The following is a 14,294-nucleotide window of genomic DNA, read 5'->3' on the forward strand; positions in this document are numbered from 1 at the left end:
GCGATGCACCAACGAGACACGAGTGAGGTCGCCGAGCGACTGCACCTGCCGCCGGAGGCCGCCGCATGGGTGCGCGGGCTGGACGGCGAGACGCCGCCGGAGCCGCGCCTGCCGCCGTACGTGGAGGCGCCGGCGCTGCTCGACCGGCTCGCCGTCGACCCGCGGGACGTCGCGGAGATCCTCGCGGGCTGGCCGTCCGCCGAGTGGCCGCCCGACCTCCTCTGGCTGCTCGGGAAGGTCACCGCCGCCGTACGCGCGGACCTGGGCGGTGCCGGATGGCTGGTGCCCGGGCCCACGCTGCCGCGGGACCGCGGTCCCGCCTGGCGGCACTTCTACGTCTACGCCTACCTCGCCCTGCTGGAGGACGTCCGCGCCTACCACGCGCGGCGCGGCGTACCGGAGGAGGTCTCGTGGACCACGCTCGCCGACCTCGGCCGCAACCTCGCCATCGACCGGCGCATGAACGGCGAGGGCTGGCCCGTCATGCTGCAGTGGCTGACCCTGCACGTCCGCGGCGCCATCTACGAGCTGGGCCGGCTCCAGTTCCACCGGCGGCGCACCCCGGAGTCGCGGTCCCTGTCGCTGCACATCCCGCGGTCCGGCCCGCTCACCCCGCCGTCGTGTGACGCGTCGTTCGCGCGCGCCCGGGCGTTCTTCCCCCGGCACTTCCCGGACGAGCCGTACGAGGAGATCACGTGCGGCTCGTGGCTGCTGGACCCGACGCTCGCGGAGTACCTCCCCGCCGACTCCAACATCATCCGCTTCCAGCGCCGCTTCGAACTCCAGCCGGGCGGCGAGGACGGCACCGAGGACTTCCTCCGCTTCGTCTTCGGCACGCTCGCGACACCACTGGACGAGCTGACGGCACGGACCACGCTCCAGCGCGCAGGCCTGGCGCACCTTCGCGCCGGCGGCCGCTGGCTCAACCGTACGGGCCGGATCGCGCTGGACGGCCGCCCCTGAGCGTCCCGCTCGCGGACCGTGAGACACGCCGGATCTCCTCGGTCCCGCACCGGCGGGTGGCCGCGGATCGACGGAGCCCACCGGGCACGGGGCGCCCGTGCCCGGCGGGCCACGGGGTCACTGGCAGATGCTGCCCTTGCTGCTCATCGTGAGCACGTTGCAGGCCAGCTCTTCCTGGATCGCCACCTCAGCCTGTAAGCGCAGCACTTCCTCCATGCCGGTCACTCCTTTCCTCCGGGTTTGGACCAACGGCCTCCCTCGACGTGGCCTGGTGCTCGTCGAGGGCGTCAGGGGGGAACGCGGAATCCGTCAGGTGCCGCAGGGCGAGCAGGATCCCGGCCGAGCCGGACCACAGGTCGGCGGACAGCCGCTGTCCGGGTTCGCCCAGCCAGCCCACTCCGTCCTCGCGCGGGATCGCGTACCGGAACAGGCCGCGGGCACTGGTGAACGCGGCGTCGAGGAGTTCGGGGCGGCCCAGCCGCCGTCCGGCGTCGGCCAGTGTCACGGCGAGCCCGGCCAGGCCCGGGAAGAGTCCCGGGAACACGGCGAAGCGGACCGAGCAGGCGCGCAGGCAGCGTTCGAGCACCTCGGCCGCGCCGAGATCGAGGTCCGTCGCCACGCCGAACTCCGCCTCCGGGCGGTGCGCGAGATAGCGGGAGAGCACCGCGGCATATCCCGCGCTGCCGGCGAACAGGTACGGATAGACGCGGCGGTCGGCGTGGGAGGTCTTGAACCCCAGGCCGCCCACCGGGAGGGGCTGGGCGTACGCCAGGTCCTCCCCCAGCAGGCGCATGCCCCGGGCGAACAGCTGAGGATCGCCGGTACGGCGGTACAGGGCGTACAGGGCCAGTGCCACGCCGGCCCGGCCGCCGACCAGGCCGGACCGGTCGACCGGGCTCAGCCGGGAGGTGAGCTCCGCACCCTCGGGGACGCGTTCGAGCAGCCGCCGGGCCAGATCCAGCCAGCGTTGCTCCCCGGTGCGCCGGTGGTGGATCAGCAGGCCGAGTGCGGTCCCGGCCGCACCGCCGCCGAGCGTGGCGGATCCGCCGTTCAGCGGATGGGCCGCCGCCGAGGCGAGCAGGGTCTCCGCCGCGTCGGCCTCGCCGAGTTCGGCCAGCACGCAGGCGACGCCGGCACTGCCGTACAGCAGGCCGGGAGCAGAGGTGTCGGCCGCGGCCAGCGCGTCGTCCCTCAGCCGGCGTACCACGGCCTGGTCACAGACGCGGCCGGCGCGGTGCAGCGCGTGCAGCACACCGGCGGTTCCGGCCGCGACCGCGCGGGTGTCGGTCTCATGGCCCAGCGGGCTGGTCGGGTAGACCCGCACCGGGTGGTCCGGCCGGGCCATCGCCTCCAGGGCGTCGGCGGTCCGGTCGGCCAGCCGGCGTAACGCGGCGACGGTGTCCTCGCGGACGGCCCGCGGGGCGGGCATCCGCGGGGCGGGCGGGCAGGCGTCCTCGGTCCGGTCGTGGCAGCGGGTGGCCCACCGCCACAGCCGGGGAGCGACCGGTGCCAGCTCGGTCAGGTCGGCGTGCAGGTGGTCGAGGACCCGCGGATGCCGTTCGGCCACCTCGTGCGCGGGAAAGACCAGCAGCAGCGCCAGCGCGGCCAGCCCGTACGAGTCGATCTCCCGCGGATCGCGGGAGATCGCCGACCGCGGGTCCGGGTGCAGGTAGCCGGGCGTGCCCATGATCCGCTGGACGTCCCCGACCGGCTGCACCGCCTCGAAGTCGACCAGCCGGGGCCGGTCGTCATCGTCGACGAGCACGTTGGTCGGGCTCAGGTCGACGAACACGTAGCCGAGCTCGTGCAGGCGACGCAGCCGCGCGTCGAGCCGGTCGAGCAGGGCCAGGCAGCGTCGGTGGTACTCGGCGAACGCCGCGGCGTCCGGCCCGATGCGTAACGCGGGGTTGTTCATCACCATCCACCGGTACAGCGGCATGCCGGGGACGAACTCGGTGACGAGATAGCTGTGCTCCCAGTGGTGGAACAGCTCCACGGGCCGCGGGCACAGGCCGGGTTCGCGGCCGTGCAGCGTCCGCAGGACCAGGTACTCGGCGTTCAGCCGCGTCTTGGCGTCGGCGCCGTCGGCGGTGTACCCGTTGTGCGCCTTCGCCTCCTTGACGAACACCGGGCCGCCGTCCGCCGAGCGGAACCGGTAGGCGCCGCCCGCGTTGCCGTGCCGGAGTACGGCGTCGAAGGTGTAGCCGTGCAGCGTGACCGGGCCCGTGGACGCGTCGGGCGGGCTCTGCCGGAACGGGTCGGAGACGCCGGGCGGCAGGTGGAACGCCGGCCGGCGCTCGTCGTCGATCCGTGAGCCGCCGGGCCCGGCCATCGTGGGTACGTGGTGGCCTTCCGCGTCGATCCGTACGTCGCCGCGGAACGCCCCGTAACGGTAGGAGACGCATTCGCTCGCGCCGAACCGGCGGTCGGTGAGCACGAAGGGTCCGCTGATCCCCGACAGGTCCTCCGCCAACCGCCGTAACATCTCCCGCGCGCACTGCTCGGTGGGCGGGTACAGGGTGCAGAACTTGCCGCTCTGCACCCGGTTGGCGTGCTTGTCGTGCGCCATCAGGAACGTGCCGCGGCCGGCCAGGTGCTTGAACGGCACGCCCGCCTCGGCACACGCCGTCGCCACCACGGCCAGCACGGGCTGGGCGTTCACCAGCGAACTGGACACATGGACCTTCCACCCCTGGTCGGGCAGGACGAGGCCGGCCGGACCCCAGTGGGTCCACGCGCCCGAGTCGCGGCGCTTCCAGTCGCCGGGCATGACGCCCGCGTCGTAGCGCGGCCCCGGATCGGCGGTGTCCCAGGGTTCGTAGTAGTCCGGATCGGCGACCAGGAATGACATGTCCAGCGCCACCGGGGAACTCCTCTCACCGGGTCAGAAGACGGTCAGGCCGTACGCGCTGAGGATCTCGGTGATCGGCTGGAAGAACGTGACGCCGCCCGAGGAGCAGTCGCCGGTGCCGCCGGAGAGGACGCCCAGCAGGGTCGAGCCGTCGTACAGAGGGGCGCCGCTGTCGCCCGGCTCGCTGCAGATGTTCGTCTCGATCAGGCCGCTCACCGTGCCCTCGGCGTAGTTCACCGTCGCGTTCAGGGCCAGCACCGTGCCGCAGTGCACGCCGCTCGTCCCGCCGCGCATGCAGACCCGCTCCCCGACGTACGCGTTGCCGGCCCTGGTGATGTCCTGCTGGCCGACCGTGCCGTCGTGGGGCACGTTCCCGGTGTAGCGGACGACGGAGTAGTCGTTGCCGGGGAAGCTCGTGCCGGCGGTCGGGCCGATCAGGGCGCCGCCGACGGTGTACCAGGTGGACACGACCGCCCCGCAGTGCCCGGCGGTGACGAAGTAGTACGCTCCCCCGCCCGTGACGTTCGCCCCCGCGGTGCAGCGGTACGCGCCGCCGGTCACCGGGTCGCCGCCGCTCAGCCGCAGGCCGATGACGCCGTCGATCCGCCGCAGCCGTACCGCGTCGCCGAAGGGCCTGGTCGCCGCCTGGACCCGGGCGAGCCGCGCGCCGGTCACCGTACGGTCGGCGAGCACGACGACCGTGCCCGAGCGGGGGTCGAGCAGCGAGGCGGTGCCGGCGACCGGGCCCAGCGTCCGGGCCACCTGCCGGGCACGCGTCTCGCCGGAGGCGGTGTCCGCCCGGGCGGCGGAGGGAACGAGCAGCACGGCGGCGACCAGGGCGACGGCCGCGCCGATTCCTCTTCCGATCCGACGACGCCGTGGTCTCACGTGGTCCTCCTCCTACGCGGCGTACGCGGCGGATGCACCCGCCCGGCCACATTGTGAGATGGCGTTCAGCCGCCGTACAGGTCCTGCTCGAGACCGGATCGGGCCAGCTGACCGCATCACTCGCTACGGCGAGCTCGTGGGTTGACGTAGAACGTGGCTCCGGCGCCTGGCCGGCCGAACGGCCGCGACCATGCCACCGGCCGCGATCAGCGCGCCGCCGGCCGCGATGAGCAGCTGGGGCAGCCACGGTGGGAGGTCCAGGAAGCCGGTGATGCCGAGAATCCGGTGCATGCCCCACGGCAGCAGCGCCATCTGGTCGTTCCACACCGACAGCGAGTTCTCCAGCCCGGCCGCCCAGAGTGTGGCGCCGAGCAGAGCGAGCGGGGCGCCGACGGCGGCGAGGACCGGTGCGACGGTGAACCGGGCGCCGAGGGCGCGGAGTGCCAGGTACGCGGCGACCGGTACCCAGAGGAAGGCCGCGAAGGCGATGGTGATGTACAGCGACCGCGCCTGCGGCCGGGTCCAGAAGTCGAACCAGTACCGGCCCGGTCCGTGCCCGGCCAGAGCGCAGAGCAGCACCAGGGTGCGCACGACGGCGGCTCCACCGACGGCCGCGTACAGGCCGAACCGGTCGTGGCCGCGCAGCCACACGCGCAGCACCCCGGCGAAGACTCCCCACCCGCCGAGGGTGACCAGCAGGTGGGCGGGCGAGGCGAACCAGCTGTAGGCGGCACGGCTGAGCGCCAGTGCGGTCGCCGGCAGCGCCCACACCAGCACCCGGTCCAGGACGGTGGGCGGCGGGCCGAGGTCACCGACGCGCCACGGTCTCGTGGTGCCGAGCCACAGCGCGCGCAGGGCCGCGGCACCGGGCGGGCGCCGGCCGCGTGTCAGCGCCCGCAGCAGCCGCTGCCCGGCGGAGGTGCCCAGAGCCGGCGCCGCGACGAGGACGAGCAGCAGCCCGCGGGCGAGCCAGGCCATCGCCGGGTCCCGTTCCGCACGGGCCAGCCCGATGTCGGCCGCCGGGAAGGCGTACGGCGGCAGCTCGACGTCGCCGGTGTACCGCCGCAGGTGCTCGTCGCGTGCCGCGGTGTACCGGGACCGAGCGGCCAGCCACTGCGTGCGAGCGTGCGCCGACCCGGTGTCCAGCCACTGCGCGTGCCGCAGGAACATGGTCCGGTACGCCGCCAGCGTGCCGAACAGGTCGACCTCATAGTCCAGGGCGTCGGCGAAGGACCGGCGCTGCGCCGGGTCGTGCCAGGCGGTGGGGGCCGTCGTGGCGAGCAGTTCACGCATCCGCCGCGCCGTGGCGATCGCCTCGTCGCCCTCCCGGATCGCCTCGTCCAGGTGGGCCCGGCTCACCGCGTAGATGCTGTCGAGCACGGCGCCGTCGCCGGTGACGATGTCCCATTCGAAGATCCACATCATCGGCGGGGGTTCCAGGCCGAGTGCCTTGACCGTGCGCCGCGCGTACGGTCCGATGTAGAGCCCGTTGGTGATCGCCCGGCGGGACAGCGCCAGCACCTGGCCCATCGCCCGCACGGTGGACGGATCGGTGCTGAACGTCTGGCGGATCCAGTCCGCGGACAGCCGCGCCGGATCGGCGTCCGGGTCGGCGGCCAGCCGCGCCGCGGTGTAGACGTTCAGGTCGAACATCTGCCAGAAGCCGGCGCGCAGGTAGAGGGTGCGTGGCCCGGCGCGCAACGGTCCGCCCATCTGGGACCAGGTCCAGATGCCCTCGATGTGGGGGTTGGCGGCCAGGAACGTGCGCAGCGCCTCCTGGTGCAGCGTGGTCAGGTCGTTGGGCAGCGACCTTCGCCGGCGACCGCGAGCAGCGCGCGCAGCATGGCGCGCACCGAAGCCGGAGTTCTCACCGCGATCCGTGAGGTGTAGTCCCAGCCCGGGAAGCGGTAGGCGGCGCCGCCCTCGCCGACCCTGACCACCAGCCCGTCCGCGTACGGCAGCGCGGTGAACAGCTCGCGCAGCCCGGCCTGGTACACCGTCCAGAGCCGGGTGCCGCCGGTCGCCAGGCCGCCGAAACGCCGCTGGAGGTACCGCTGCAGCGGCGGTGACAGCGCCAGCATGTCGGTCGCGAAGTAGACCTTCATCCCCGCGTCGTGCGCGTACCGCCAGACCGGGCCGAACGCCGCGACCATCGCCTTGGCGCGGGCGAGGTGGACGTCTCCGGCCGGGTACACCTGATGTCCGTCGCCGATGCTGGCGAAGGTGACGTACTCCAGGAAACCGGGCACCACCACGCCGTTGTAGCCCTCGGTGAGCCCGTGATCGACCAGCTGCCGGAACTGGGCCGCGATCCGGGCGACGGCCGCCGTGTCCACATAGGGCGGCCCGGCGAGAACGGCCGGCCCGACCACGTCGGTGTTGAGGGAGTAGTCGTCGCCGGCGGCGAAGCCGGCCGGGTCGTCGGGCAGCCCGACCGACCCGGTGTCCAGCAGCCGCAGGCCCAACCGGGGCGCGCCCCGCTCGTCGTTCCGGCCGGCGGGCAGTACCTCGTCGCCGGAACGGATCCGGTCGGCCACCGTGTACAGCCCGCTCGCGGCACCGGCCGGGTGCGCCGCCCGTAACACCAGGCCGGCAGGGGTGCGCGCCAGCCGGTACGCCTCGTCGGACGCGCCGCCGGCGCCACCGGCCAGTTCGACCCTCAGCACAGGCCCGCGTGCCGCCCCCGGCCGGTCGACGACGGCCGGGCGGGGCTCGCCCCGGCCGGCCAGCGCATCGGCCACCGCTCGCGCGGCCAGCCGTACCGGGAGATCGTCGGGAGCGACGATCCGAGTGATCGGCGGCGCGGCCGCCACCCCGCGCGGCGCCGCCGCGGCGAGGTCTTCGTGCGGTATGTCGGCCGGTTCGAACGACAGGCCGAGCGCGACGCCGACCTGATAGGCGACCGCGGCGCCGACGCCGAGCAGACCGGCCACGGCGGCGACGACCACCCATGGGCGCGTACCGCGTGCGGCGGACACATGCCGGTCGGTGGCCACGCGCACATGCTAAGCCGGTAGCGAGACACCGTCAGGTCGTACCGGACGGTGGCGGCCCTGGGCGCCGGGGTGTGGACGCCCGCCCCTCGCGACGGCCGCCGGACGGTCAGGACTCCTGCGGGGGAGTCCCCGTGTAGGCGGCGGTCGTGCGGGCCGCCGCCGCGCGGGCCTGCTCCTCCGTCTCGCCGCCGGCGATGTGCGCCTCGCACCAGCGTTCGCTGCTCAGGGCCATGAAGCGCCGACCCTCCTCCGAGGCGGCCCACGCGGCGCCTTCGGCCGGGTCGAAGGATCCACCCGAGGACAGGTGGAGGTCGAGGCCGAGCAGCCCCGACTCCCATCCGATGCCGACCGCGCCCGGGCCGAACTGGTTCCAGTGGTCGTCCACCGCCATCGTGTGCTCGAGCTCGAACCGGGTGCCGCCCGCCGCCGGCTCCGGGACGAAGCGGACCTCCACCCGGCTGCTCGCACCGGCGAACTCCCACGTCGTCGCGAAGCTCTCCGGCGGGTCGCACCGCTCGATCGTGCCGCCGGCGTTGCCCTCGATCTGGAACCGGCCGCCCTCCTTCAGCTCGCCGGAGATCGGCAGGAACCAGCGTGCGATCCGCTCGGGCTTCGTGCAGGCGTCCCACAGCTCCTCGACGGTGGCGTCGTAGGTCCGGGTGAGGGTCACGACGCGGGCCTCCCCGGCTTCCAGGACGCGGTCGCCGACCATACGGGTCACGCTGTTGAGCTGCTCGATGACGTCGATCACTGTTCCTTCTCCTTTGGCTGACGGCGCTCGCGGCGACCTCGGGCCAGTTCGGTGGCCAGCGCGTCCAGGTGCGGCGTCCAGTAGCGCCGGAACCGGTCGAGCCACTCGTCGACCTCGCGCAGCGGCGCGGAGTCGACCGCGTAGAGCCGCCGGGTCCCCTCGGGGCGTACGGTCGCGAAGCCGCCGTCGCGCAGCACCCGCAGATGTTGCGACACCGCGGGCTGGGAGATGCCGAACTCCTCCTGGATGACCGCGCAGACCGCACCGGAGGTCTGCTCCCCGTCGGCGAGGAGCTCCAGGATCCGCCGGCGCACCGGATCGCCGAGAACGTCGAACGCGTGCATGGCGACGACGTTATCGGCTATCGCTTATATAAGTCAAAGCGAATATTAGTCCGCCGCCACCACGATGTCGCTGACCAGGCCGAAGTGGTCCGAGGGCCACACGCCGCCCGTAGACGTGGCGAAGGCGAGCGAGGTGTGACGTGGCTCGCCGAGCGCGCCCTTGCGGCGCGTGAAGATGTAGTCGATGCGCCGCGACGGCTCGCGGGCCCGGCGCGCGTAGTCGTTGACGCGGGAGAACGTCTCCCCGGCCGACCCGTCGCCGCCGTGCACCCACGCGTCGGCGAAGCACACGCTCTCGCCGTCCACCACGTGCAGGCCCCGCAGGTAGCGGATCTCGTCGGCGTCCGGCTCGGCGTTGAAGTCGCCCATGATCACCGGCGGCAGGTCGCCGGTGAGCTCGGCGGCCCGCGCCGCGATGAACCGCACCTGCGCGAGGCGCGCCGCTCCGTGGTCGCCCTGCCAGTCCAGGTGGGTGACGAACACCGGGAGCAGGCCGGCGGCCGACTCGACGGCGGCGTACAGCAGCGACCGCGCCTCGGCGCCCGGCGGAGTGGGCATCGGGAGGACGCGCTGCTCGCGGATCGGCAGCCTGCTCAGCAGCGCGTTGCCCAGGACGCCCTCGTCGAACCGCGCGGCGGGCGCGTACGCCACCTCGTACCCGAGCCCGGCGGCGATCGCCGCCGCCTGGCACGAGCCGGACCGCTCGTCCCGCATGACCTCCTGCAGGCCGACGAGGAGCGGGGAGCGCCGGGCCAGCTCGGCCTTGATCAGGCCGAGCCGGTCCTTCCAGGGTCCACGCCGGCCCCAGATGTTGAGCGTCGCGACGCGTACGGTCGTCATCGCCCGGCCGGGCGCAGCCGCAGGGTCAGCACCTGGAACGGGCGCAGGGTGAGCGGGACGCTCCCGTCGTCGGCGAGCGCGACCGGCCGGTCCGGCAGCGGCCGCTCCAGCAGGTCGGTGACCTCCACCCCGGCGACCGGGAACGACGTGCGCAGCCGCGTGTCCGCCCGTCCGCCCAGGGACTCGTAGACGCGCACGACCACGTCGCCGGACCGGTCGTCGGCCAGTTTGACCGACTCGACGGCGGCCGCCTCACCCTCGACCGACACCAGCGGCGACGGGCCGGATCCCCCGGCGGTCACCCGCAGCGGCAGGTTGAGCGCGTACCCGCCCGCCACCGCCCCGGCGACCGTCGCGCCCGGCAGCAGCGTGTGGGACATGTGGTGCCGGCCCTGGTCGGCCTCCGGGTCGGGGCTGCGCGGCGCGCGTACGAGGCTGTAGCGGGCGGTCGTCGTCGTGCCGCCGTCCTCGCGGGTCGTACGGGTGACGTCGTGGCCGTAGGTGGCGTCGTTGGCCAGGGCGATGCCGTAGCCGGCCTCGGCGAGCCGGATCCAGCGGTGGCAGGAGATCTCGAACCGGGCCGAGTCCCAGCTCGTGTTGGTGTGCGTGGGCCGGTACACGTGGCCGAACTGGATCTCGGCCGCGGACCGGTCGGCGTGCACGTCGAGCGGGAACGCCAGCTTGAGGATCTTCTCCCGCTCGTGCCAGTCGATCTCGGTGTCGATCCGTACGGCGGGGCTGCCGGCGGTCACGGTGATCGTCTGGGAGATCCGGGAGTCGCCGAACGACCGGTCCACGCGCACGGACGCGACCAGCGGTCCCGCGTCCACCACGGTCACGGCGTCGGCGCCGGTGAGGTCGGTGTGCCGCCGCCGGTAGTGCCGGTCGACGTCCCAGGCGTCCCAGTGGTTGGGCAGGTCCGGGTGGAGCTGGAGCAGGTTGCCGCGGGACCCCGGCGCGAGCACCTCGCGGCCGGCCACGAGGTCGCGTACGGAGGTCAGCAGGCCGTCCGCGTCGATCTCCACCCGGACGAGGCCGTTGTCGAGGACGCGCCCGTCCACGGTCACCGGCCCGAGCGGCCCGAATGGCGCGGCGGCGCCGAGCGGCGCCGTCCCCGAGCCCGGGACCTCGGTGAACACCGCCACGAACCCGTCGGCGAGCGGCTGGACGCCGGCGGCCGGGGGCAACGCCGCGGCCAGCTCTGAGGGCACCGTCACCACCTCGGCGCGCGCCCGCGGGCTCGTGTTGAACACCTGTCCGGGGCCGCCCTCCCCCGCCAGCGCGGCCGTCGCGGCACGCGTGATCTCCCGCAGCTCGGCGTGCACCCGGGCGTACGTGGCCTCCGCCTCCCGGTGCACCCAGGCGATCGAGGAGCCCGGCAGGATGTCGTGGAACTGGTGCAGCAGCACGGTCTTCCACAGCCGGTCCAGGTCCTCGTACGGGTAGTCGAAGCCGGCGGTCAGCGCGGCGGTGGCGGCCCACAGCTCCGCCTCCCGCAGCAGGTGCTCGCTGCGGCGGTTGCCCGCCTTCGTCCGCGCCTGGGTGGTGTACGTGGCGCGGTGCAGCTCCAGGTACAGCTCGCCGGCCCAGACCGCCGCGTCGGGGTACTCCGCGCGGGCGGCGGCGAAGAACGCGTCCGGGTTCTCCACCACGACCTTGGGCGACCCTTCGAGGTCGCGCAGCCGCCGGGCCTTCTCCAGCATCTCCCGGGTGGGGCCGCCACCGCCGTCGCCGTGGCCGAACGGCAGCAGCGAGCGGGTGCCGCCGCCCTTGTCGGCGTAGTTGCGCACGGCGTGGCCCAGCTCCGCCCCGGCGAACGTGCCGTTGTAGGTGTCGGCGGGCGGGAAGTGGGTGAAGATCCGGGTGCCGTCGATGCCCTCCCACCAGAACGTGTGGTGCGGGAACTTGTTCGTCTGGTTCCAGGAGATCTTCTGGGTGAGGAACCACTCGTTGCCGGCCAGCACGGCCAGCTGCGGGTACGCCGCGGTGTAGCCGAACGAGTCGGGCAGCCACACGCCGCGGGTCTCGACCCCGAACTCCTCCAGGAAGAACCGCTTGCCGTGGACGAGCTGACGAGCCAGCGCCTCCCCGCCCGGCAGGTTGCCGTCGGCCTCCACCCACATGCCACCGACGGGCGCCCACTGCCCGGCCTTGGTGGCGTCGCGCATCCGCTGGAAGATCTCCGGGTAGCGGTCGCGCACCCAGGCGTACTGCTGCGCCTGCGAGCAGGAGAACACCAGCTCGGGGTAGTCCTTGGCGAGCGCGGTCACGTTGGCGAACGTCCGGGCGGTCTTGCGCTGGGTCTCGCGGAGCGGCCACAGCCAGGCGCTGTCGATGTGCGCGTGGCCGGTGGCGGAGATGGTGTGCGCGCTCGCGTTCGCGCGCCGGGAGAGCACCTCGGCCAGCGTCTCGCGCGCCCGCGCGGCGGTGCCGGCGACGTCATGGATGTCCAGCTCGTCCAGCATGCGTTCGAGCGCGCGCAGGATCTCGTGGCGGCGTGGGTCGTCCGTGGACAGCTCGTGCATCAGCTCCGACAGCACCTCGACGTCGAGCCGCAGGTGCCAGACGTCCTCGTCGAGCACGGCGAGGTCGGCGCCGCCGAACCGGTAGAGCGGCTCGTCGCCGGCGGTCGCCGGGTCGCCCAGCGGCGTCGGGACGAACCCGTCGCCGAGGATGTCGGGGTTGGCGGCCATCTCGACGAGCAGGCCGACCTCCTCACCGCCGTTCACGGCGTCGCCGACCGGGACGTACTGGTTCAGCGGCTCGATGCCCTTGATCGGCCGGCCGCCGAGGTCGTGCACGAGCCCCTCGGCCTGGAAGCCCGGCCCGCGGCCGGTGAACCCGAGGTCGAAGACGGCCTCGACGCGGCGGCCCGCCCACTCCGCCGGCACGCTCGCGGTGGCCCGCAGCCAGCTCGTCGCCCAGGCGCGGCCCCAGGGATCACCCGGCGCGAACGGGACGTAGGCGGCGTCGAGGGCCTCGGCGACCGGCACCGGCTCGCCTGGAACGTGCCAGACCTCGACCGTCATCGGGCGCCGCGCGGCGTACGTCGCGGGCACGACGCGTTCGCGCATCACCCGGTCCAGCCGGTCCTCGACCTGCCTGCGATCGTCGTGCATCAGCGATCCGCCTTCCCGCGTAGATACCCGAGCTGAGGAACGTCCGTCTCGTAGCGTTCGAGGAGCCGCCGTGCCACCGTGACCGAGTCGACCAGCGGGTGGGTCGCCAGCGCGCGCAGCGCGGCGGCCCGCGAGCCGGTGGTGGCGGCCTCCAGCACCGCGCGCTCGACCGCCTTGACCGTGGTCACCAGGCCCAGCGCGTGGCCGGAGAGCGGATCGGCGGTGACCGGGCGCGCGCCGTTGCCGTCGACGAAGCAGGGCACCTCGACCACCGCGTCGTCGTCCAGACCGCTGAGCGTGCCGCGGTTGCGCACGTTGAGGATCAGGGTGGTGCGCTCGTCGTGCGCGATCGCGTGCATGAGCGCGAGGGCGACCTTCTCGTATCCCCCCGACTCCAGGTCGGCGGCCGCGCGCTCACCGGCGCCCGCCGCCTCGCGGTTCTCGGCCATGTAGGTGGAGTCGCGCGCCCGCCGCGTGGCCTCCCACGCCTCCAGCGCGGAGCCGGGAGCACCCGCGGGGCGCGCGTAGAAGTCGCGCTGCTGCTCCAGCACGAGCGCGCCGCGGTTCCGCTCCGCGGCGCGCATCGCCGCGACCGCGTCGCGGTTGAAGTCGTAGTAGTGCAGGTACTCGTTCGGGATCGCGCCGAGCGCGCGCAGCCACTCGGCGCCGAACAAGCGGCCCTCCTCGAAGGAGGTGAGCGCCTCTTCGTCCGCCAGCAGGTCCGGGAGCACGTCGCGGCCGCCGACGCGGACCGCCCGCAGCCAGCCCAGGTGGTTGAGGCCGGCGTAGTCGAACCAGGCGCTCGCCGGGTCGACGCCGAGCGCGGCGGCGACGCGGCGGCCCAGCCCGATCGGCGTATCGCAGATGCCGATCACCCGGTCGCCGAGGTGCCGGGACATCGCCTCGGTCACCAGGCCCGCCGGGTTGGTGAAGTTGATGACCCAGGCCTCCGGCGCGACGGCGGCGACCCGCTGGGCGATCCGCACCGCGACCGGGACGGTGCGGAGGCCGTACGCGATGCCGCCCGCGCCGACCGTCTCCTGCCCCAGGACGCCCTCTTCGAGGGCGATGCGCTCGTCGGCGACGCGCCCCTCCGTACCGCCGACGCGGATCGCGGAGAAGACGAAGTCGGTGCCGGTCAGTGCCTCGTCGAGGTCGGTGGTCGCCGTCACCGACGGGGCGTCCGGGACCCCGGCCGCCTGGTCCGCCAGCACCCGGCCGATCACGGCGGTGCGGGCCGGATCGAGATCGTGCAGGACCACCTCGGTGACGCGGCCCTTGCCCCTGTCGGCCAGGAGGGCCCGGTAGACGAGCGGCACGCGGAATCCGCCTCCGCCCAGGACGGTCAGCCTCATGCTCGGATCACCATGCGAGCACGTTAGCGTGCGTACGGCCGGTCTCCGCCCGTGCGCGCGACCGGCGCCCGCCCGCGCGTACGGCCGGTCCGCGTCCTCGCCTACGGCCGGCGCAAGTCATCTCCCGGACATTAGAACCTGACTACGCGTCAGGATCAACGCCTTCCGCGTCTCCGGGTTCGACGCC

Annotated in this window: 10 protein-coding genes; 1 reads left to right on the forward strand and 9 read right to left on the reverse strand. The window is 73.9% G+C overall.

Annotated features, from left to right (window positions below; all coding sequences use genetic code 11):
* The first annotated feature begins 3 nt into the window (after window positions 1–3).
* Window positions 4–963 carry an acyltransferase domain-containing protein gene (locus tag ACQEV1_RS34065; protein WP_285629962.1) on the forward strand — a complete coding sequence of 320 codons (960 nt, stop codon included), beginning with the start codon at window positions 4–6 and terminating at the stop codon, window positions 961–963.
* A 187-nt stretch (window positions 964–1,150) separates the two neighbouring features.
* Here the strand turns inward: ACQEV1_RS34065 and lanKC are convergent, their stop codons facing one another.
* The 9 genes from lanKC to ACQEV1_RS34110 all read right to left on the reverse strand — a co-directional run bounded on the left by lanKC (window position 1,151) and on the right by ACQEV1_RS34110 (window position 14,107).
* Window positions 1,151–3,826, reverse strand: a complete 2,676-nt coding sequence (gene lanKC, locus ACQEV1_RS34070) for a class III lanthionine synthetase LanKC (protein WP_433399282.1) — start codon at window positions 3,824–3,826, stop codon at window positions 1,151–1,153.
* 21 nt (window positions 3,827–3,847) lie between these two features.
* Window positions 3,848–4,702: a S1 family peptidase gene (locus tag ACQEV1_RS34075; RefSeq protein WP_433399284.1), complete on the reverse strand. Its 855-nt coding sequence runs from the start codon at window positions 4,700–4,702 to the stop codon at window positions 3,848–3,850.
* Between the two features lie 123 nt (window positions 4,703–4,825).
* The gene (locus ACQEV1_RS34080) at window positions 4,826–6,415 is read right to left on the reverse strand and encodes a hypothetical protein (RefSeq protein ID WP_433399287.1); all 1,590 of its coding nucleotides are present in this window, start codon (window positions 6,413–6,415) and stop codon (window positions 4,826–4,828) included.
* Between the two features lie 77 nt (window positions 6,416–6,492).
* Entirely contained in the window at window positions 6,493–7,698 is a 1,206-nt protein-coding gene (locus ACQEV1_RS34085) for a hypothetical protein (protein ID WP_433399290.1), read from the reverse strand.
* A 106-nt stretch (window positions 7,699–7,804) separates the two neighbouring features.
* The gene (locus ACQEV1_RS34090; RefSeq protein ID WP_433399292.1) at window positions 7,805–8,449 is read right to left on the reverse strand and encodes an SRPBCC family protein; all 645 of its coding nucleotides are present in this window, start codon (window positions 8,447–8,449) and stop codon (window positions 7,805–7,807) included.
* Window positions 8,446–8,793, reverse strand: coding sequence for an ArsR/SmtB family transcription factor (locus ACQEV1_RS34095; RefSeq protein ID WP_285629950.1), 348 nt, complete (start codon window positions 8,791–8,793; stop codon window positions 8,446–8,448). The genes ACQEV1_RS34090 and ACQEV1_RS34095 overlap by 4 nt, the downstream gene beginning before the upstream one ends.
* Window positions 8,794–8,838: 45 nt before the next feature.
* Window positions 8,839–9,633: an endonuclease/exonuclease/phosphatase family protein gene (locus ACQEV1_RS34100; RefSeq protein ID WP_433399296.1), complete on the reverse strand. Its 795-nt coding sequence runs from the start codon at window positions 9,631–9,633 to the stop codon at window positions 8,839–8,841.
* Window positions 9,630–12,752, reverse strand: coding sequence for an alpha-mannosidase (locus tag ACQEV1_RS34105; RefSeq protein WP_433399299.1), 3,123 nt, complete (start codon window positions 12,750–12,752; stop codon window positions 9,630–9,632). Before ACQEV1_RS34105 ends, ACQEV1_RS34100 begins: the two co-directional genes overlap by 4 nt.
* Complete coding sequence (locus ACQEV1_RS34110; RefSeq protein ID WP_433399302.1) at window positions 12,752–14,107, reverse strand: 6-phospho-beta-glucosidase; 1,356 nt, start codon at window positions 14,105–14,107, stop codon at window positions 12,752–12,754. The genes ACQEV1_RS34105 and ACQEV1_RS34110 overlap by 1 nt, the downstream gene beginning before the upstream one ends.
* Window positions 14,108–14,294: the final 187 nt, after the last annotated feature.

The sequence above is a fragment of the Actinoallomurus sp. CA-142502 genome, from assembly GCF_050936355.1.
GTDB classification, from domain to species: domain Bacteria; phylum Actinomycetota; class Actinomycetes; order Streptosporangiales; family Streptosporangiaceae; genus Actinoallomurus; species Actinoallomurus iriomotensis.